The organism is Cupriavidus sp. BIC8F, from assembly GCF_032465815.1.
GTDB classification, from domain to species: domain Bacteria; phylum Pseudomonadota; class Gammaproteobacteria; order Burkholderiales; family Burkholderiaceae; genus Cupriavidus; species Cupriavidus necator.
Window position 1 is genome coordinate 139766 of the sequence record NZ_CP136094.1, and the last position, 19978, is coordinate 159743.

General features: G+C 67.2%; 17 protein-coding genes. 5 read left to right on the top strand and 12 right to left on the bottom strand.

Annotated elements, in window-relative coordinates:
• Positions 1–9 precede the first annotated feature (9 nt).
• Positions 10–375: a hypothetical protein gene (locus tag RS901_RS00660; protein ID WP_316150895.1), complete on the top strand. Its 366-nt coding sequence runs from the start codon at positions 10–12 to the stop codon at positions 373–375.
• A 95-nt stretch (positions 376–470) separates the two neighbouring features.
• Here RS901_RS00660 and dnaG read toward each other — a convergent pair whose 3' ends face one another.
• The 4 genes from dnaG to RS901_RS00680 all read right to left on the bottom strand — a co-directional run bounded on the left by dnaG (position 471) and on the right by RS901_RS00680 (position 4676).
• A complete protein-coding gene (gene dnaG / locus RS901_RS00665; protein ID WP_316150896.1) occupies positions 471–2282 on the bottom strand; it encodes a DNA primase in 1812 nt (603 codons plus the stop codon).
• Between the two features lie 201 nt (positions 2283–2483).
• Positions 2484–2933, bottom strand: a complete 450-nt coding sequence (locus tag RS901_RS00670; RefSeq protein WP_013957526.1) for a GatB/YqeY domain-containing protein — start codon at positions 2931–2933, stop codon at positions 2484–2486.
• Positions 2934–3060: 127 nt separating this feature from the next.
• Entirely contained in the window at positions 3061–3273 is a 213-nt protein-coding gene (gene rpsU / locus RS901_RS00675; RefSeq protein WP_316150897.1) for a 30S ribosomal protein S21, read from the bottom strand.
• A gap of 137 nt (positions 3274–3410) precedes the next feature.
• On the bottom strand, positions 3411–4676 hold the full coding sequence (locus RS901_RS00680) for an NAD(P)/FAD-dependent oxidoreductase (RefSeq protein WP_316150898.1): 1266 nt from the start codon (positions 4674–4676) through the stop codon (positions 3411–3413).
• 157 nt (positions 4677–4833) lie between these two features.
• On the opposite strand from RS901_RS00680, the gene tsaD reads away from it, so the two are divergent.
• Positions 4834–5868: a tRNA (adenosine(37)-N6)-threonylcarbamoyltransferase complex transferase subunit TsaD gene (tsaD, locus tag RS901_RS00685; RefSeq protein ID WP_316150899.1), complete on the top strand. Its 1035-nt coding sequence runs from the start codon at positions 4834–4836 to the stop codon at positions 5866–5868.
• A 61-nt stretch (positions 5869–5929) separates the two neighbouring features.
• On the opposite strand, the gene folE2 is transcribed toward tsaD, so the two are convergent.
• The 4 genes from folE2 to RS901_RS00705 form a co-directional block, all read right to left on the bottom strand.
• On the bottom strand, positions 5930–6733 hold the full coding sequence (gene folE2, locus RS901_RS00690; RefSeq protein WP_316150900.1) for a GTP cyclohydrolase FolE2: 804 nt from the start codon (positions 6731–6733) through the stop codon (positions 5930–5932).
• Positions 6734–6950: 217 nt separating this feature from the next.
• Positions 6951–8867, bottom strand: coding sequence for a 1-deoxy-D-xylulose-5-phosphate synthase (gene dxs / locus RS901_RS00695; protein WP_316150901.1), 1917 nt, complete (start codon positions 8865–8867; stop codon positions 6951–6953).
• A gap of 25 nt (positions 8868–8892) precedes the next feature.
• Positions 8893–9777 (bottom strand): farnesyl diphosphate synthase, encoded by an 885-nt coding sequence (locus RS901_RS00700; protein WP_316150902.1) that lies wholly within the window; start codon positions 9775–9777, stop codon positions 8893–8895.
• A complete protein-coding gene (locus RS901_RS00705) occupies positions 9774–10088 on the bottom strand; it encodes an exodeoxyribonuclease VII small subunit (RefSeq protein ID WP_316150903.1) in 315 nt (104 codons plus the stop codon). The genes RS901_RS00700 and RS901_RS00705 overlap by 4 nt, the downstream gene beginning before the upstream one ends.
• Positions 10089–10480: 392 nt before the next feature.
• On the opposite strand from RS901_RS00705, the gene RS901_RS00710 reads away from it, so the two are divergent.
• The 3 genes from RS901_RS00710 (at position 10481) to RS901_RS00720 (ending at position 13623) form a co-directional block, all read left to right on the top strand.
• On the top strand, positions 10481–11584 hold the full coding sequence (locus RS901_RS00710) for an aromatic ring-hydroxylating dioxygenase subunit alpha (RefSeq protein WP_316150905.1): 1104 nt from the start codon (positions 10481–10483) through the stop codon (positions 11582–11584).
• 208 nt (positions 11585–11792) lie between these two features.
• On the top strand, positions 11793–12716 hold the full coding sequence (locus tag RS901_RS00715) for a DMT family transporter (RefSeq protein ID WP_013957535.1): 924 nt from the start codon (positions 11793–11795) through the stop codon (positions 12714–12716).
• Positions 12717–12765: 49 nt separating this feature from the next.
• Positions 12766–13623 (top strand): sulfurtransferase, encoded by an 858-nt coding sequence (locus RS901_RS00720; RefSeq protein ID WP_316150907.1) that lies wholly within the window; start codon positions 12766–12768, stop codon positions 13621–13623.
• Positions 13624–13625: 2 nt separating this feature from the next.
• On the opposite strand, the gene RS901_RS00725 is transcribed toward RS901_RS00720, so the two are convergent.
• The 4 genes from RS901_RS00725 to polA all read right to left on the bottom strand — a co-directional run bounded on the left by RS901_RS00725 (position 13626) and on the right by polA (position 19974).
• Entirely contained in the window at positions 13626–14516 is an 891-nt protein-coding gene (locus tag RS901_RS00725) for a ZIP family metal transporter (RefSeq protein WP_011615804.1), read from the bottom strand.
• A gap of 121 nt (positions 14517–14637) precedes the next feature.
• Positions 14638–15516, bottom strand: coding sequence for a dienelactone hydrolase family protein (locus tag RS901_RS00730; RefSeq protein ID WP_316150910.1), 879 nt, complete (start codon positions 15514–15516; stop codon positions 14638–14640).
• 158 nt (positions 15517–15674) lie between these two features.
• Positions 15675–17000: an NAD(P)/FAD-dependent oxidoreductase gene (locus tag RS901_RS00735; protein WP_316150912.1), complete on the bottom strand. Its 1326-nt coding sequence runs from the start codon at positions 16998–17000 to the stop codon at positions 15675–15677.
• 157 nt (positions 17001–17157) lie between these two features.
• A complete protein-coding gene (gene polA / locus RS901_RS00740; RefSeq protein WP_316150913.1) occupies positions 17158–19974 on the bottom strand; it encodes a DNA polymerase I in 2817 nt (938 codons plus the stop codon).
• Positions 19975–19978: the final 4 nt, after the last annotated feature.

A 19978-nucleotide genomic window follows, 5' to 3' on the forward strand; every position in this document is an offset into this window, starting at 1 on the left:
GCGGCGACCTTGCCGCTCGTACTGGCGCTCTTGCCGCTCTCGCGTGCCGAAGTCGAGGCCTTTGTCTTTTCGGATGTGCGAGTCCTGGTGGGAGTCGTCACGGCGGGCGCTTGCGCGCTACGCACGGACTTTGATGGCGCAGACCGGGCTGGTGTCTTGACTGACGCGGTCGATGTCTTCGCCGCCGTTGTTTTCACAGACGCCTTGCCGCTCCCTGATTGGGGAGCTTTAGAGGTAACCCTTTCGGTTGCTTTGGCCTTTGCCATTGGCACGCTCACTTTCACCAGAACTGGAGAGAAAGATTTCGCAATCCAAACCGGCTATTGTAGCACGCCACGCAGAGCCGGCTCCCTGTCAGGTGAGGTTTTCACCTGAAAAATCAAGGCTTAAGCTCGGCGGGGCCGGGCCCAGTCCCTTATCCAACGCTTACTGCTGTCTCCTGGTTGATGACCAGGGCACCCGCAGGCGCCTCAGCCAAGTTGGCGCCGCCGGTGGATTTCTCCCACCAGCCAGCGCATGCGCTGCTTGGCCGCTTCATCGGCCGTGCCGGCCACCACCTCCGCCTGCAGGCCGTCGAGTTCGCGCCGCAGCGGCTCGGCCAGCAGCTTGGTAATGGCCGCATCGAAATCCTGTATTGCAGGTGCCTCTTCGATCTCTTCTCGCAGCACCGCGGTACGTGCCACGGCATACACCTCGGCATAGGGCGACTGGGCCAGGTGTTCGCTGAAGGCCGCAAAATTGACCTCGCCCTGCACGCTGTCGCACGCCTCCACCAGGTGCGCCAGCACTTCACTGTCGCCGCTCTCGCCGCCCAGCAGCAGCGCGCGCGCATCCTCGTCAAGCCTTGCCGACAGCGCCGGATAGCACATCAGCAGCTGGATCACCCGCTGCTCCAGCCCGGTCGGGGCCTGGCGGCGGGTGCGCGGGCGCGGCTGGGCGAAGCGGCCGACGCGGGCCGGGTCGCTGCGCAGGCCGCAAATGGCTTCGATCTCCGCGGGTGTTGTCCCCGTGGCATCGGCAAGTTCGCGCACAATCTGTAGCCTCAGGCCGCCGGCGGGCATGGCCTGCAGCAGCGGCTTGGCCTCGTACTGGGCCCGGGCGCGGCCTTCGGGCTGGCGCAGGTCCAGGTCCTCGGTGACCGACTGCAGCAGGAAACGCGACAGCGGCATGGCGTTGCGCACCTGGGTGGCGAAGGCCTCGGTGCCCTCTTCGCGCACATAGCTGTCCGGATCGTGCTCGGCCGGCAGGAACAGGAAGCGGATGGCCTTGTTGTCCGCCACGTGCGGCAGGCAGGCTTCCAGCGCGCGCCGGGCCGCGCGGCGCCCGGCAGAGTCGCCGTCGAACGAGAACACCACGGCGTCGGTCTGGCGCAGCAGCTTCTGCACGTGCACAGGAGTGCACGCCGTGCCCAGGGTGGCAACGGCATTGGCAAAACCGAGCTGGGCCAGCGCCACGACGTCCATATACCCTTCGACCACCAGCACGTAGCCGGTTTCCCGGATCGCGTGACGGGCCTCGAACAGCCCGTACAACTCCGTGCCCTTGCTGAACAGCGGGGTTTCGGGCGAGTTCAGGTACTTGGGCTCGCCCTGCCCCATCACGCGGCCGCCGAAGCCGATCACGGCCCCCTTGGTGTTGCGGATAGGGAACATGATGCGGTCGCGGAAGCGGTCATAGCGGCGCGGCTTGCCGTCCGCATCGCGCTTCTCGCTTTCGATCAGAAGGCCACACTCGACCAGCGGCGCCGCCACGTTGTCATCACGATAGCTGCCGAACACGGTCTCCAGGCCCTGCCAGTCATCCGGCGCATAGCCCAGGCCGAAGTTCGCGGCGATCTCGCCGGTCAGGCCGCGGCCCTTCAGGTACTGGATCGCCTGCGGCGCGCCGCGCAGCTGGCGGCGGTAGAAATCGGTGGCGCGGGTCATGGCGTCGGACAGCGCAATCGATCGGGCCTGCTGCTCCGCGCGCTGCCCGGGCGGCAGCCGGTCGCGCTCTTCCGGCACGCTCATGCCGACCGACTGGGCCAGTTCGCGCACCGCTTCCGGGTAGGACTGGCCGGAAAACTCCATCAGGAAGCCGATGGCCGAGCCGTGGGCGCCACATCCGAAGCAGTGGTAGAACTGCTTGGTCGGCGACACCGTGAATGACGGTGATTTCTCGTTGTGGAAGGGGCACAGCCCCATGAAGTTGGCGCCGCCCTTCTTCAGCTGCACATACTTGCCCACCACATCGACTATGTCGACACGGTTGAGCAGGTCCTGAATAAAGGATTGCGGAATCACCCGACTGACCGTCCTGAGGCATGGCCGTCCCGCGGCGGGCGGCTTCTTTTAGGAATGCGTGACCGGTGCGGCGCCCGGCTGCTATCGGAATATTGTAGTGCAGCGTGATAGGGCCGCCCGGACTGCCTGACATCTCCGTGCAACTGCACCGAACCACGCAGATTCGGCGCTTATCTTGCTCGCAACCGATTAAATCAGTATTTACTTTGCTGCGAGTGCGGCCTTGACCAGGGCCGAAACGGCGGTCATGTCGGCACGGCCGGCCAGCTTGCCCTTGAGCACGCCCATGACCTTGCCCATGTCCTGCGGACCGGCGGCGCCAGTGGCGGCAACGGCCTGCTGGACTTCGGCGGCGACTTCCTCGTCCGACAGCGCGGCGGGCATGTAGGCCTTCAGCACCTCGACTTCCGCCGACTCCTTGTCTGCCAGGTCGTTGCGGCCCGCCTGCTGGAACTGCGAGATCGAATCCTTGCGCTGCTTGATCAGCTTTTCGACCACGGCCAGCACGGCGGTATCGTCCAGCTCCACGCGCTCATCGACTTCGCGCTGCTTGATAGCGGCCAGCAGCAGGCGGATGGTGCCGAGGCGCTCCGTTTCGCGGGCGCGCATGGCGGCCTTCATGTCTTCGCTGATACGGGCTTTGAGGGACATCGTGATCTTCCAGAAAGTGGGTGGACACTCACAGGTGGCGGCGGCGGCCGCCCGCTGCAAGGCCCAGAACGCAAAAACCCGCCGAAGCGTATGCCACAGCGGGTCGGATGCAAGCGGGAGCGCCGGGTCAGTACAGCTTCTTCGGCAGCATCTGGCCGCGGATGCGCTTGTAATGGCGCTTTTCGGCGGCTGCCTTCTTGCGCTTGCGCGCGGCGGTAGGCTTTTCGTAAAACTCGCGCGCCCGCAGTTCCGGGAGCAGACCGTTCTTCTCGATGATGCGCTTGAAACGGCGCATGGCAACTTCAAAAGGCTCGTTTTCCTTGAGATGGATCGTGGTCATTTGGCCAGAAAATAAGGAATTTTCGGGATAAGCGGCTCTACGAAGTTCTGGATTGTAGCATCAACAATCCAACGGGGAAGTGGCGTGCAGCGGACACTTCTCGAGTGCCGCCTACTGCTCCTCCGGCCATCGCCGGACTATCCCTGGGCTACCGATTGCCCTGCCGAAGCGGTGCGCGATGCCTCTGCCGCGGCCTGCCCCGCCGCCACCGCGGACGCCCATGCCCACTGGAAGTTGTAGCCGCCCAGCCAGCCGGTCACGTCCACCACCTCGCCGATGAAATACAGGCCCGGCACCTCGCGGGCCATCATGGAGGTTGACGACAGCGCCCGCGTGTCAACCCCGCCCAGCGTGACCTCGGCCTTGCGGTAGCCCTCGGTGCCCGACGGCACGATGCGCCAGCCGTTGAGCGTGGCGCCAAGCTTGCGCAGGGCCTTGTCGGTCACATCATGCAGCGGCATGGTTGCATCCACGCCCGAGGCCGCGCACCAGGCATCGGCCAGCCGCGCCGGAAGCCGTTGCGCCAGCAGGTTGCCCAGATGCTTGCGGCTGCCGGCCTTCTGCTCCAGCAGCCAGGCGGCGGCATCCTCGCCATCAAACAGGTCAATGGCGATCGGCGTGCCGGGGCGCCAGTAGCTGGAGATCTGCAGCACGGCCGGGCCAGACAGGCCGCGGTGCGTCCACAGCAGGTCTTCGCGGAAGGCTCCGGCCGCCTTGCCGTTGCCGGTGGCGACATCCACTTCCAGCGACACGCCGGCCAGCGGCGCGAACGGCGCCCAGTCCTTGCCATCGAAGGTCAGCGGCACCAGCGCCGGCCGGGTTTCGACGATGCCCAGCCCGAACTGCCGCGCGATGCGATAGCCAAAGTCGGTGGCGCCGATCTTGGGGATCGACAGCCCGCCGGTGGCCACCACCAGCGCCCCGGCCCGTACCGTGCCGGTGGCGGTGAGCAGCAGGAAGTCGTCGCCCTCGCGCCGGATCTCGGCCACGGTGCAGCCGGTCTGCCAGCGCACTTGGCCGGTGTCGCATTCGGCGCGCAGCATGGCGATCACGTCTTCGGCGCTGTCGTTGCAGAACAGCTGGCCGCGATGCTTCTCATGCCAGTCGATGCCGTAGCGGCGCATCAGGCCAAGGAAATCCTGCGGCGTGTAGCGCGCCAGCGCCGAGCGGCAGAAGTGCGGATTGGACGACAGGTAGTTGGCGGGCCCGGCCTGCAAGTTGGTGAAATTGCAGCGCCCGCCGCCGGAGATGCGGATCTTTTCGGCCAGCTTGGTGGCATGGTCGATCAGCACCACGCGCGCGCCGTTCTGGCCGGCCACGGCGGCGCACATCATGCCGGCCGCGCCCGCACCCAGCACGGCCACGTCATACCGGCCCGTCCGGGCCGATGTTGCCCCGCTCATTGCACGCCTCGCGCATCCATGTGTATTGCCACCGCCAGAGAAAGGGCAGATTGTAGCGAAAAGCACGCCGCGCGCCGCTGTGCTACCCTGCGCGCTTCCTGCAACCTGTTGTTTCGACAGCCGTTTTCCTGACCGGAGACGGCCCTATGCACTTCCCATGCTTGTCCTCGGCATCGAATCCTCCTGCGACGAAACCGGCCTCGCCCTCTATGACACCGGGGCCGGCCTGCTTGCGCATGCGCTGCACTCGCAGATCGCCATGCACCGCGACTACGGCGGCGTGGTGCCGGAACTGGCGTCGCGCGACCATATCCGCCGCGTGCTGCCGCTGCTGGAGCAGGTGCTGGCCGATGCCGGCCGCACCCGCCAGCACATCGACGCCATCGCCTTCACCCAGGGCCCCGGGCTGGCCGGCGCACTGCTGGTGGGCGCCTCGGTGGCCAATGCACTGGGCTTTGCGCTGAACGTGCCGATGGTGGGCGTGCACCACCTGGAAGGCCACCTGCTGTCGCCGCTGCTGACACCTGAGCCGCCGCCCTTCCCGTTCGTGGCGCTGCTGGTGTCGGGCGGTCATACGCAACTGATGGAAGTGCGCGGCATCGGCGACTACACGCTGCTGGGCGAAACCCTGGACGACGCCGCCGGCGAAGCCTTCGACAAGACCGCCAAGCTGCTGGGCCTGGGCTATCCGGGCGGCCCGGAAGTGTCGCGGCTGGCCGAATTCGGCATCCCCGGCGCCTTTGCGCTGCCGCGGCCAATGCTGCATTCGGGCAACCTGGATTTCTCGTTCGCCGGGCTGAAGACCGCGGTGCTGACGCAAACCCGCAAGCTCGCCAACACCTGCGAGCAGGACCGCGCCAACCTGGCGCGCGCCTTTGTCGATGCCATTGTCGACGTGCTGGCCGCCAAGTCGATGGCGGCGCTCAAGCAGACCGGGCACAAGCGGCTGGTGGTGGCGGGAGGCGTGGGTGCCAACCGGCAGTTGCGCGAGCGGCTGGACCAGATGGGCAAGCAGCGCAAGATCGACGTGTATTACCCGGACCTGGCGTTCTGCACCGACAACGGCGCGATGATCGCGTTTGCCGGCGCGATGCGGCTGCAGGCCGCGCCCGAACTGGCGCGGCACGAGTATGGCTACGGCGTGACGCCGCGCTGGGACCTGGCGGATATCCGCCTGCCTTCTGCGGCCTGAACCGGACCAAAAAAAATAGCCACCGCATGCGGTGGCTATTTCTATTGCAGCGACAACGCGGTCAGTCGACGCGCTTGTCCCGCTCGATCACCGCATACGCGCTGTGGTTGTGGATCGACTCAAAGTTCTCCGCCTCCAGCACATACGCCACGATCCGGTCATCCTCATTCAGGCGCATGGCGATATCGCGCACCAGGTCCTCGACAAACTTGGGGTTCTCATAGGCGCGCTCGGTGACGAACTTCTCGTCGGGGCGCTTGAGCAGGCCCCACAGCTCGCACGAGGCCTCTTCCTCGGCCATGCGCACCAGCGCTTCCACCGGCAGCTCGCCGGCCAGCTCCACGTCCATGGTGATATGCGAACGCTGATTGTGCGCGCCGTACTGCGAGATCTTCTTCGAGCACGGGCACAGGCTGGTCACCGGCACCAGCGCCTTCAGGAACACGCGCGTGGCGCCGTTGCGCACTTCGCCGGTCAGCGTCACCTCGTAGTCCAGCAGTGACTCCACGCCCGACACCGGCGCGGTCTTGCTGATGAAGTACGGGAAGGTGACCTCGATGCGGCCAGCCTCGGCTTCCAGCTTCTCCAGCATCTTGTCCAGCATCAGCCGGAAGCTGGCCAGCTCCAGCGGCGCGCGCTCTTCTTCCAGCAGCGCGACGAAGCGCGACATATGCGTGCCCTTCTGGTCCGCCGGCAGGTGCACGTCGAGATTGAAGGTGCCCACGGTCGGGACGATGCCGGTCGGGGTCTTCAGGGTCACGGGGTAACGCACGCCTTTGACACCGACACGCTGGATGGGGATCTGGCGGGTGTCGGGGCTCGACTGGACGTCGGGCATGACAAAGGCGGGATTGATGTCATTCATCTACGGTTTCCTCCAGGGTCGCGCCCAGGGGGAGCGGCACGAGCCCTTACGGTCGCGGCATTTTCGCAGTCCATCCATGCCGCGCAACGAGTGTGAAACCACGGGATCCGGCAAATGGCACGCCGGCCCGCAGCTGCGAACACAAAAAAGGGGAGTTTAAGGGAATTCGGACGCACTCGTGGTGCGAGGGCCGAATCCCCTTCGGGACAGCAGGTGATCAGGCCACGCGCGAGGCGACCGTGACCTTGGGCTGGTCCAGCCCGAAGCGCTCGCGCACCGAGCGCTCGATGCCGGCCGCATCCAGGCCGCATTGCTGCAGCAGGTAGGCCGGGTCGCCGTGGTCGACGAAGCGGTCGGGCAGGCCCAGCGTCAGCACCGGCTTGTCGATGCCGGCCTCGGCCAGTACCTCCAGCACGGCGCTGCCGGCGCCGCCCATCACGCTGCCCTCTTCCACCGTCACCAGGTAGTCGTTCTCCGCGGCCAGGCGTTTGACCAGCTCCGCGTCGAGCGGCTTGACGAAGCGCATGTCGGCGACCGCGGCGTCCAGCGCCTCGGCGGCGCCCAGGGCCGGGTGCACCATCGAGCCGAACGCCAGGAAGCCCACGCGATGTCCCGCGCGCGCACCGCCCTCGCGGCGCATCACGCCCTTGCCGACCGGCAAGGTGGTGAGCTCGGCGGCAATGGCCGCGCCCGGGCCGGAGCCGCGCGGATAGCGCACGGCGCTCGGGCAGGTCTGGTGGAATGCCGTGGTCAGCAGCTGACGGCACTCGTTCTCGTCGGACGGCGTCATCACCATCATGTTGGGGATGCAGCGCAGGTAGGCGATATCGTAGGCACCCGCGTGCGTGGCGCCGTCGGCGCCGACCAGGCCGGCGCGGTCCAGCGCAAACACCACTGGCAGGTTCTGCAGCGCCACGTCGTGGATCAGCTGGTCATAGCCGCGCTGCAGGAAGGTCGAGTAGATCGCCACCACCGGCTTCAGGCCTTCGCAGGCCATGCCGCCAGCGAAGGTCACGGCGTGCTGCTCGGCGATGCCCACGTCGTAGTAGCGGTCCGGGAAGCGCTTCTCGAACTCGACCATGCCCGAGCCCTCGCGCATCGCCGGGGTAATGCCGACCAGGCGCTTGTCAGCCGCGGCCATGTCGCACAGCCAGTCGCCGAACACCTGGGTGTAGGTCTTGCGCGCCGGCTTGGCCGCCGGGCGGATACCCTCGGCCGGGTTGAACTTGCCGGGGCCGTGGTACAGGATCGGGTCGGCCTCGGCCAGCTTGTAGCCCTGGCCCTTCTTGGTCACCACGTGCAGGAACTGCGGGCCGGCACCCTCGAGCGCGCGCTGGCGGATATTCAGCAGCGTCGGCACCAGCGAGTTCAGGTCATGGCCGTCGATCGGGCCGATGTAGTTGAAGCCGAATTCCTCGAACAGCGTGGCCGGCACCATCATGCCCTTGGCATGTTCCTCGAAGCGCTTGGCAAACTCCAGCACCGGCGGCGCCACCGACAGGACTTTCTCGATGCCCTTCTTGGTGGCCGCGTAGAACTGGCCACTCAAGAGCCGCGCCAGGTGGCGGTTGAGCGCGCCCACCGGCGGCGAGATCGACATGTCGTTGTCGTTGAGCACCACCACCAGCGGCAGGTCCTTGTAGACGCCGGCGTTGTTCAGGGCCTCGAAGGCCATGCCCGCGGTCATCGCGCCGTCGCCGATCACCGCCACCGAGACGCGCTTCTCGCCCAGCGTGCGCGCGCCCAGCGCCATGCCCAGCGCGGCCGAGATCGAGGTCGACGAATGCGCCGTGCCGAAGGTGTCGTATTCGCTCTCGCTGCGGCGCGGGAAACCCGAGATGCCGCCCCACTGGCGCAGCGTGCCCATGCGCTCGCGGCGCCCGGTCAGGATCTTGTGCGGGTAGCTCTGGTGGCCCACGTCCCACACCAGCCGGTCGTCCGGGGTGTTGAAGACGTAGTGCAGCGCGATGGTCAGCTCGACCGTGCCCAGGTTGGACGACAGGTGGCCGCCGGTCTGCGAGACCGACTCCAGCACATAGGCGCGCAGTTCGTCCGCCAGGGTCTGGAGCTCGCGCCGGTCGAGCTTGCGCAGGTCTGCGGGGGCGTCAATCTTGTTGAGAAGTGCGTAGGTCATGATGTCCGTTCGGCCGGCTCTCTGTTTAATGTGTGCGCAGCACGATCAGGTCCGCCAGGTCCCGCAGGCGGTCCGCGCGCTCGCCAAAGCCGGCCAGCGCCTCATGTGCCTCTGCGCGCAGTGTCCCGGCCAGTGCGCGTGCCGGGTCAAGTCCCATCAGCGATACATAGGTCGGCTTGTCATGGGCGGCGTCCTTGCCGGCGGTCTTGCCGAGCGTGGCGGTATCGGCAGTGACGTCCAGAATATCGTCAACCACCTGGAACGCCAATCCCACTGCCGCCGCATAGCGGTCCAGCGCAGCCAGGCCCTGGGCATCGATTTCACCACATAGTGCACCCATGCGCACACTGGCGCGCAACAGCGCGCCGGTTTTCATGCGGTGCATGGCCTCGAGCGCCTCGCGTGTCATGGCCCGGCCCACGTTCTGCAGGTCTATCGCCTGGCCGCCGGCCATGCCGGTCGAGCCCGACGCCAGCGCCAGTTCGGCCACCAGGTGCAGCCGCGCCGCGGGTGCGATCGCCCCGGCACCGGCCAGCACGATAAAGGCCTGGGTCTGCAGCGCGTCGCCGACCAGCAATGCGGTGGCCTCGTCATAGGCCTTGTGCACGGTGGGCCGGCCGCGGCGCAGGTCGTCGTCATCCATGCAGGGCATGTCGTCGTGCACCAGCGAATAGGCGTGGATCATCTCCACCGCGCAGGCCGCCGCGTCGCAGGCGGCCGGGGCCGCCCCGCTGACCTCGCCGGCGGCATGCACCAGCAGCGGCCGCACGCGCTTGCCGCCGCTCAGTGCAGCATATCGCATGGCTTCGTGCAGCGTATGCGGCACGGTGTTGGCATCGGGCAACGCTGCCTGCAGCGCGGCTTCGGTCCGGGCGCCCTGCGCCTGCATCCATTGGGCGAAGTCGGTCATTCGTCGTCCGCCCCCAACGCGCCGCCATTGCCACCGTTTGCACCACTGCCTTCGCCGGCCAGCGGCTTGAGCACGTCGCCCTCCAGCACCTTGACCTGCTGCTCCACGCGCTCCAGCTTTTGCTGGCAGTAGCGCACCAGCTCGGCGCCTCGGCGGTAGGCCGCCAGCGATGCCTCGAGCGGCAGTTCGCCGCTCTCCATGCTGGCCACCAGGGTCTCGAGCTCGGCCATTGCCGCTTCGTAGGAAGCGGGCGGCGCCGAGGCCGCGGAGGTGTCGTCAGTCTGGACCGGAGCGGTCATCGTTTTTGGCATGTCTGGCCCTGGAAATATGGAATCCGGTCGAATCATAAGGAAACCCGGATGGGGAAGCCCGGATTTTACGCCAAAGCCGGCCCTTGCCCTATCCTTGCGCATTCGCGGGGCAGCCTCCGACGAGTGCCTTTGGGGCATATGTGACTTGTGCGCTCGGGTCGTCTTTCCGAATGCGCCCGGTACGGCACCCAGATGACGACCCGGGTCGACTTTTTCGCTAAAAAGGCAAAAAAATCAGGCCCTTAACTTTTTGGCTCGGGTACAATCCCCCGTTCGCCGCCAGGGGTGCATGGGAGTCTCTCCCGACCTGGCGACTGTCTTTCCCAAATCGATTCAATTTTCGATGGTTGGGTTGTTCACTGCTTTCACCTGTTCATCTGGGAGTGGGGATAATGTCCAATCTCAGCACCGCGCTCAAGCTGGCGCCGGCTGATTCGCAACTGCCCGTCGGCGTCTATTTCGACGAAGCGCTGCATCAACAAGAACTCGAACTGCTGTTCAGGAATGGCCCGGGCTATATCGGCCACGAGCTGATGGTTCCGGAAGTCGGCGACTACCACACGCTCAGGGCCGAGGACGAAGGCCGCATGCTGGTACGCAACACCGCCGGCATCGAACTGATGTCCAACGTCTGCCGCCACCGCCAGGCCATTATGCTCAACGGCCGCGGCAATGCGCAGAACATCGTCTGCCCCCTGCACCGCTGGACCTACGACCTGAAGGGCGAGCTGCTCGGCGCGCCGCATTTCGACAAGCAACCCTGCCTGCACCTGAAGCGCTCGCCGCTGCAGAACTGGAACGGCCTGCTGTTCGACGGCAAGCGCGACGTGCGCGCCGACCTGGCCAGACTGGGCGTGGCGCAGGACCTGAACTTCGACGGCTACATGCTGGACCACGTCGAGGTGCACGAGTGCGACTACAACTGGAAGACCTTTATCGAGGTCTATCTGGAGGACTACCACGTCGTGCCGTTCCACCCGGGGCTGGGCAGCTTCGTCTCGTGCGACGACCTCAAGTGGGAGTTCGGCGAGTGGCACAGCGTGCAGACCGTAGGCCTGCATGCCGGCCTGAAGCGCCCCGGCAGCCCGACGTACCAGAAGTGGCACGACGCGGTGCTGCGCTTCAACGACGGCGTGCTGCCCAAGCATGGCGCGATCTGGCTGACCTACTACCCCAACATCATGGTGGAGTGGTACCCGAACGTGCTGGTGATCTCGACGCTGCACCCGGTCGGCCCGCGCAAGACGCGCAATGTGGTGGAGTTCTACTACCCCGAGGAAATCGCGCTGTTCGAGCGCGAGTTCGTCGACGCCGAGCGCGCCGCCTACATGGAAACCTGCATCGAGGACGACGAGATCGCCGAGCGCATGGACGCCGGCCGGCTGGCGCTGCTCAAGCGCGGCACCAGCGAGGTCGGCCCGTACCAGTCGCCGATGGAAGACGGCATGCAGCATTTCCACGAGTGGTATCGCCGCGCCATGGCTTACGCCGGCTAGTGCGATAACCGCACAACGCACGCACGAACGGACTGCCAGGGCGGTCCGTTTTTCTTTGGGACGCGAAGTGCGCTGCTAGAATCATTGTCCCGTGCCGGCAGTGCATGCCGCCGCGCCAGACCGCTTTCGCGACGCGAGGCCAGACACAAAGCCCCCGCTCGCGCGCCGGACGCCTCTCCTTCCCGCTTCGCTTCACCACGCCCTCGCCATGCAATCGCTCTGGATGCTGTTCGCCGCCTTCGCCTTCTCGTTGATGGGGGTTGGCGTCAAGCTGGCATCCGATCTCTACACCACCGGCGAGATCGTCTTCTATCGCGGCCTGATCAGCGTGGTCATCATGTGGGTGCTGCTGTCCTCGCGCGGGGTCCCGGTGCGCACCCCCTACATGCTGTCGCACATCAAGCGCAGCGTGTTCGGCGTGACCGCGCTGATGCTGTGGTTCACCTCGATCTCGCTGCTGCCGCTGGCCACCGCGATGACGCTGAACTACATGTCGCCGGTGTGGATCGCGCTGATCCTGGGCGCCGGCGCGGCGCTGGCCGGCACCGGCGGCAATGCCGACCGGCGCCTGGTGCTGGCGATCCTGCTGTCCTTTGCCGGCGTGATCTGCCTGCTGCAGCCTTCAGTTGGCAAGGACCAGCTGACCGGCGGCCTGGTCGGGCTGATCTCGGGCATGTTCACGGCGCTGGCCTATGTCGAGGTGCGCCAGCTCGGCCAGCTGGGCGAGCCAGAGGGCCGCATCGTGTTCTATTTCTCGCTGGTCGGCATGATCGCCGGGCTGGCGTGGATGCTGCTGGGCGGCACCAGCCCGCACACCTGGTACGGCGCCGGCCTGCTGCTGGCCATCGGCATCCTGGCCACGCTGGGCCAGACCGCGATGACGCGCGCCTACAAGCGCGGCAACACGCTGCTGACCGCCAACCTGCAATACGCCGGCATCGTCTTTTCCAGCGTGTGGGGCATGCTGATCTGGTCCGACCGGCTGAACTGGCTGTCGTGGCTGGGCATGGGGCTGATCATCGCCAGCGGCATCGCCACCACGCTGATGCGCGCGCGCCAGGGCACCGATGCCAAGCCCACGCCGGCCACGCCGGTCAAGTCGCCGGAGGCGGAAGTCCATCCCGAGGTGTAGCATCTTCTGGTGAACTAGACCCATTTCCATCGATCGCAACAGGATTCCCATGCAGAAACCGCTGATTTCCGTCACCGCGCTGCAATCGCTGCTGGCCACTCCCGGCGGCTGCGTCGTGATCGACTGCAGCTTTGACCTGGCCGACCCGGCCGCCGGCCGCGAGGCCTACCGCACCGGCCACCTGCCCGGCGCCTTCTACCTGCATCTGGACAACGAGCTGTCCGGCCCCAAGACCGGCAGCAACGGCCGCCACCCCCTGCCCGATGCCGACGGCCTGGCGGCGCGCCTGCAGGCGCTGGGCGTGGACGACGACACCCCGGTAGTGGCCTACGATGCGCAGGGCGGCATGTTCGCCGCACGGCTGTGGTGGCTGCTGCGCTGGCTCGGCCACGATGCCGTGGCCGTGCTCGACGGCTGCAAGGACGCCTGGGTCAAGGCCGGCCTGCCGCTGGAACACGATGCCGCGCAAGAGCCGGAGTTCCCCGGCAAGTTCCAACGCCGCAAGTCGCTGGTGCCGACCGTCGACGCCGCCGCGCTGGTGGACAACCTCGAGCGCGCCTCACTGCTGGTAGTGGATGCGCGCGCCCCCGACCGCTTCCGCGGCGAAAACGAGACGCTGGACCCGGTTGGCGGCCATATCCCCGGCGCGGCCAACCGCTTCTTCAAGGACAACCTGGGAACGGACGGCCGCTTCAAGCCGGCCGAGACCCTGCGCGCGGAATTCGGCGCAGTGCTGGGCGCACGCGCCCCGGCGCAGGCAGTGATGCAGTGCGGCTCCGGCGTCACGGCCTGCCACAACTTGCTGGCGCTGGAAGCGGCCGGCCTGGGCGGCGCGGCGCTGTATCCGGGATCATGGAGCGAATGGTGCGCCGACCCGGCGCGCCCGGTCGCTACCGGTGCCGCCTGAGGTCAGCGTGACGAGGCAATGGGCGCGGCGGGCGCTATATGGCCGTGCCCGCCGTGGCTGTGACTCTCGTGCACGCCGTTGGTGATGAAGACGATCGCCGAGATGCCCGCGGCCACCAGCACCACCTGGATCGCCGACTCGCGCCAGCGCGGCTTGCGCTGCATCTGGGGCATCAGGTCGCTGACCGCGATATAGAGGAAGCTGCTGGCGGCAATCACCAGCACATACGGGATCCAGCCGCTCAACTGGTCGAGCAGGAAATACCCGACCACGCCGCCCGCGATGGCCGCCAGGCTCGACAGCAGGTTGAAAGCGAAGGCACGCGCCTTGGAGAAGCCGGCGTTGAGCAGCACGATGAAGTCGCCCACTTCCTGCGGGATCTCGTGCGCCGCGATCGCCAGCGCGGTGACCACGCCGATATGCGGATCGGCCAGGAAGGCCGCCGCGATCACAATGCCGTCGGCAAAGTTGTGGAAGGTGTCGCCGACCAGGATGGTCAGGCCGCTGCGGCCCGCTTCCTCGCGGTCATGGCCGTGATGATGGTGGTGCCCGTCGCCCTCGTGGTGGTGCGAGTGGCGCAGCAGCGAGATCTTTTCCAGCAGGAAGAAACCCAGCAGCCCCGCCAGCAGCGTGCCGAACAGCGCGCGCGGGTCGGCGCCGGACTCGAATGCCTCGGGCAGGGAATGCAGCAGCGCGGTGGCCAGCAGCACGCCCACCGAAAAGCTCACCATGCGCTCGACCACGCGGGACGCCACCGTCAGCGACAGCAGCGCCGCCCCGAAGATGCTGCCCACCCCCGAGATCGTGGCGGCGAGCAGGATATACAAAAGCGTCGAATGGATGATGGGCTCCCGGGGTGGCGGTACCGGGCGGCCCCGCCGTTCCGCCCGCATCGCGCCGGGCGGCTAACGCAACAATGTTGCAATAACTCAAAGGCCGCATTGTACGTATCCGCCGGGACTTTGCAATCCTGCTGTCGGGCGAGAGGCGCCTCGCGGCGCCCGGACGGCCGGATCAGGCCACGCCGTGCTGCCTGAACCAGTCCAGGCATTTCTGCCAGCCATCCCTGGCGTCGGCTTCACGGTAGCTGGGCCGGTAGTCGGCATGGAAGGCATGGCCGGATTCGGGGTAGACGATAAAGCGCGAGGCCTTGGCGTCCGGGTCGGACGACGCGGCCAGCGCGGACTTCATCCTCTCCACTTGCTCCAGCGGGATGCCGGTGTCCTTGCCGCCATACAGGCCTAGTACGGGGGCACGGAGCTGGCCGACCAGGTCGATGGGGTTCTTCGGCTTGAGCGGGGTCGGCTCGGGCGCCAGCTGGCCGTACCAGGCCACGGCGGCCTTCAGGCGCTTGCTGTGCGCGGCATAGAGCCAGGTCATGCGCCCGCCCCAGCAGAAGCCGGTGATGGCCAGGCGCGACACGTCGCCGCCGTTGGCACCGGCCCAGGCCACCGCGGCGTCCAGGTCGCCCATCACCTGCGCGTCAGGCACCTTGGCGATCACCTCGCGCTGCAGCTCCTGGATGGTGCCGAAGCTCTGCGGATCGCCCTGGCGCGCGAACAGTTCCGGCCCGATCGCCAGGTAGCCGAGCTTGGCAAAGCGCCGGCAGACGTCGGCGATATGCTCGTGCACGCCGAAGATCTCGCTGACCACCAGCACCACCGGCAGGTTCTTCTTGCCTTCGGGCTGGGCGCGGTAGGCCGGCATGCTGAAGCCGCCCGAGGGGATGGTGACCTCGCCGGCGCTCAGGCCGGCAAAATCGGTCTTGATGGCCTGCTGGGCCATCACCGGCAGCGCGGCCGCCGCAAAGGCGGAACCCAGCGCCGTCTTGACAAACCCGCGGCGGTCGAACGTCTGGCCGGGGACGAGGCTATCCACTTCCGGTTTGAGCATGCGTGTCTCCAGGATCGTTGGTGGCTGGGCCGACATGCGGCGCCAGCGGCAGATTTTAAGCAGACATGGAGAAAACATGGGGCGGCTTTGCAGCCACCCCCGCACGCCAGCCGCCCGCGCGGCATGGTGCAGCGCGGGAAGCCCCGGCCCGGCGCGCGTCAGTGCAGCTTGACGCGCGGGCTGGTCTTGCGGCGCAGCCAGTGCGAGACGGTATCCAGCGCCATGCCCACGGCGCCGTGCAGCGCCATCACATGCATCCGGTAGAGCGACGTGTACATGACGCGCGCCATCAGCCCTTCGATGAACATCGAGCCGCCGATCAGCCCGCCCATCAGGCTGCCCACCGCGCTGAAATGCCCCAGCGACACCAGTGAGCCGAGGTCCTTGAAGGCGAACGACGGCAGCGGACGCCCGTCCAGCCGGGCGCGCAGCGCGTTGTAGAGGAAGGTGGCCTGCTGGTGCGCGGCCTGTGCGCGCGGCGGCACCGCGGTCTGCTTCTCGGGCCACGGGCAGCTGGCGCAGTCGCCGAAGGCGAAGATGTCCGGGTCGCCCTCGCTCTGCAGCGTCGGGCCGACCACGATCTGACCCTGGCGGCTGACCGGCAACCCCAGCGTGGCCAGCACCGGCGGCGCGGTGATGCCCGCCGCCCACACCGTCAGGTCGGCATCGATATGCTTGCCGCTGGCGGTCAGCACCGCCTGCGGCGTGACCTCGGTCACGCGTTCGCTGGTCAGGACATCGACGTCGAGCTTCTTCAGCAGCTTGGCGGTCTCGACCGAGACCCGCTCGGACAGCGCCGGCAGGATGCGCGGGCCGGCCTCGATCACGTGGATATGCACATCGCGGCGCGGGTCAAGCTGGTGCAGGCCGTAGGCGCTGAGCACGTGCGCGGTGTTGCGCAGCTCGGCCGACAGCTCCACGCCGGTGGCGCCCGCGCCGATGATGGCCACGTCCACGCGCGGCCGGCCGTCCTCGCCCACGTGCCCGCGCCCGTTCTGGGCCCGCACGCAGGCCGCGATCAGCCGCTTGCGGAAGCGCTCGGCCTGCGCCACGACGTCCAGTGCGATGGCATTCTCGGCCGCGCCCGGCACGCCGAAGAAATGCGTGACGCAGCCTATCGCCAGCACCAGCGTGTCATAGGGCAGCTCGCGCGCCGGCAGCAGTTCGGCGCCGTCCTCGTCGAAGCTGGCCGACACCGAGATGGTCTTGCGGGTGCGGTCGATGCCGGTCAGCTCGCCCAGCTGGAACTCGAAGTGATGCCAGCGCGCCTGCGCCGCGTATTCCAGCTGGTGCGTGTTGGGGTCCATGCTGCCGGCTGCCACTTCATGCAGCAGCGGCTTCCAGATGTGGGTGGGCAGGCGGTCCACCAGCACCACCTGCGCCTGCCCCTTGCGGCCGAGCTTGTCGCCCAGCTTCGTTACCAGTTCCAGCCCCCCTGCTCCCCCACCGACGACAACAATGCGAGGCGTCTTTGTTTCTGTCATGGTCTACCTGATGCGTTTTTGTGAATTCTTGCCTGAGGCGTTTGCCACAGTCTGCTGCATTGCAGCATACCTGGCAAGCCGGTAAGCCTGACTCAGCAGTCGCTTCATTCGATACCACGACGCATGGGCGGCGCAGGCTGGTTGACAGGCCGCCTCGTCAGTGCGCCTCTTCCCAGTTGGCGCCGCTGCCCACTTCTGCCACCAGCGGCACGCGCAGCTGCGCCACCGAGCACATCAGCTCCGGCAGCCGCACCTTGACCAGCTCCAGCTCGTGCTCCGGCACCTCCAGCACCAGTTCATCGTGCACCTGCATGATCTGTCGCGTCTGCAGCCCGTCGCGCTCCAGCCAGTCCTGCACCGCGATCATCGACAGCTTGATCAGGTCGGCAGCGGTGCCCTGCATCGGCGCGTTGATGGCGGCGCGCTCGGCGGCCTGGCGGCGCGGGCCGCTGCCGCCGTTGATGTCGGGCAGCCACAGCCGGCGGCCGAACACGGTCTCGACATAGCCTTGCTCGCGCGCGGTCTGCCGGGTCTCTTCCATGTAGTGGGCCACGCCCGGGTAGCGCATGAAATAGCGGTCGATATAGTGCTTGGCGGCCTCGCGCTCGATGCCCAGGTTGCCGGCCAGGCCGAACGCGCTCATGCCGTAGATCAGGCCGAAGTTGATCACCTTGGCGTAGCGGCGCTGCTCGCTGCTGACGGCCTCGCGCTCCACGCCGAAGATCTCGCCGGCGGTGGCGCGGTGGATGTCCTCGCCGTTGGCAAAGGCGCGCAGCAGGTTCTCGTCGCCCGAGATATGGGCCATGATGCGCAGCTCGATCTGCGAATAGTCGGCCGACACGATCACGCTGCCCGGCTCGGCGATAAAGGCTTCGCGGATGCGGCGGCCTTCCTCGGTGCGCACCGGGATGTTCTGCAGGTTGGGCTCGGTCGACGCCAGCCGGCCGGTCACCGCGGTGGCCTGGCCGTAGCTGGTGTGCACGCGGCCGGTCTGCGGGTTGACCATCTTCGGCAGCTTGTCGGTATAGGTGGACTTGAGCTTGGCCAGGCCGCGGTAGTCCAGCAGCAGCTTGGGCAGCGGGTAGTCCTCGGCCAGCTTCTGCAGCACCTCTTCGTCGGTCGAGGGCGCGCCGCTGGCGGTCTTCTTCACCACCGGCAGCTTCATTTGGCTGAACAGGATCTCGCCGATCTGCTTGGGCGAGCCCAGGTTGAAGGGCTGGCCGGCGGCCTCGTAGGCGGCCTGCTCCAGCGCCAGCATGCGCTGGCCCAGCTCGGCGCTCTGTGCGGCCAGGCGTTCGGCATCGATCAGCACGCCGTTGCGCTCGACCTTCTGCAGCACCACCGAGACCGGCATCTCGATCTCTTCATACACGCGGCGCAGGCCCGCCGCGGCTTCCACCTGCGGGAACATCTTGCGGTGCAGGCGCAGCGTCACGTCAGCGTCTTCGGCAGCGTATTCGGTAGCGCGCGCCAGGTCGATCTGGTCGAAGCCGATCTGGCTGGCACCCTTGCCGCACACCTCTTCATAGGTGATGGTCTTCAGGCTCAGCAGGCGCTCGGCCAGGCTGTCCATGCCATGGTTGCGGTGCGAGGCCAGCACGTAGCTCTGCAGCATGGTGTCGTGCGCCACGCCGCGCAGCTTCACACCGTGGTTGGCAAAGACATGGACGTCGTACTTGAGGTTCTGGCCCAGCTTCGGGCGGCCGGCATCTTCCAGCCACGCACGCATGCGCCCCAGCACGAACTCGCGCGACAGCTGGCCGTGGTCGGGCAGCCCGGCCACGTCCGGGCCGCGGTGCGCCACCGGGATATAGCAGGCCTCGCCCGGCACGACCGACAGCGAAATGCCGACCAGCTGCGCCTGCATCGGGTCCAGCGAGGTGGTCTCGGTGTCGATCGCCACCAGCGGCGCGGCCTCGATGCGCCGCATCCAGTCTTCCAGCTGGGCCTCGGTGCTGACCGTCTGGTAGCGGATCTCGGTCGGCGCAGCCTCGTCCACTGCCGGTGCCTCGGCTTCGCCGGCCGCGGACGGCGCATCGAACAGGCCGCCTTGCGCGGGGGCTGCGGCCGCGCGGGCGCGGGCCTGGGCGCGGGCATCGGGCAGGCTTTCGCCGGTCGCTTCGCGCAGCCAGGTCTTGAAGCCGTAGCGCGAGAAGAACGCCACCAGCTTGTCCTTGTCCTCGCCGATTTCGCGCAGTGCGTGGAAGTCCGCCACCGCGGCGCAGAGGTCGCAGTCGGTCTTGACCGTGACCAGCTGGCGCGCCATCGGCAGCCAGTCCAGCGTATTGCGCAGGTTCTCGCCCACCACGCCCTTGATGCCGGGGGCGGCCGCCATCACGCCGTCGAGCGAGCCATGCTCGGCCAGCCATTTGACCGCGGTCTTGGGACCCACCTTGGGCACGCCCGGCACGTTGTCCACCGCATCACCGATCAGCGACAGGTAGTCGATGATGCGCTCAGGCGGCACGCCGAACTTGGCCACCACGCCAGCGGGATCGAGCACCTCGCCGCTCATGGTGTTGACCAGCGTGACCTGGTCGTTGACCAGCTGCGCCAGGTCCTTGTCGCCGGTGGACACCACCGTGCGCACGCCCTGCTCCGTGGCCTGGCGCGACAGCGTGCCGATCACGTCGTCGGCCTCCACGCCGTCCACCACCACGATCGGCCAGCCCATGGCGCGCACGGCCTCATGGATCGGCTCGATCTGGCGCGCCAGGTCTTCCGGCATCGACGGGCGATGTTCCTTGTAGGCCGGATACATGTCATCGCGGAAGGTCTTGCCCTTTGCGTCGAACACGCAGGCGCTATACTCTGCCGGGTAGTCGTTGCGCAACTTGCGCAGCATGTTGATCATGCCGTAGATTGCCCCTGTGGGCAGACCCTCCCCATTCCTCAGGTCCGGCAGAGCGTGATAAGCGCGATACAGATAGCTCGATCCGTCGACGAGCAAGAGTGTTTTTGGACTATCCGACATTCCC